Below are 368 nucleotides of genomic sequence, written 5' to 3' on the forward strand. Positions count from 1 at the left end.
CGTTCGTTCTTATCAGCCATTTTAGGTCCTAGCTGAGGTCCTGTAAACTCGGCATGTTTTTGAGTAATTCTTCCCAGAGCGTACAAACATAATGTTACTTGGGGAATGTTACGCCTCTCAAAAAGATCGGCGGTTTGGAATATTTCTTCTTCTGGTACTCCGTATTTCTTGATTGCCGCTTGGAACCTTTGAATGTTCTCCATGAGCTGGAAGTTGGTCCCTTTCTCTTGGATTTTTTTCACTGATCCAGGAGCCAATTTGTTGGCCAATTTGCAAAGGATCACACCGTCCCTTAGCACATCCTCGTATGCGCCATTTGGTAGCGGCTCTCCCAAAACATCAGAGATCCAAGTGTGAACCTCTTGTTC

At 44.8% G+C, this 368-nt stretch carries 1 protein-coding gene; it reads right to left on the reverse strand.

Annotated features, from left to right (window positions below; genetic code table 11):
- Positions 1-269 (reverse strand): calponin homology domain-containing protein (locus F0L68_RS46150; protein ID WP_223199676.1); only part of this gene is annotated, 269 nt, incomplete at its 3' end.
- Positions 270-368 lie beyond the last annotated feature (99 nt).

It is taken from the genome of Solihabitans fulvus, assembly GCF_008386585.1.
GTDB classification, from domain to species: domain Bacteria; phylum Actinomycetota; class Actinomycetes; order Mycobacteriales; family Pseudonocardiaceae; genus Solihabitans; species Solihabitans fulvus.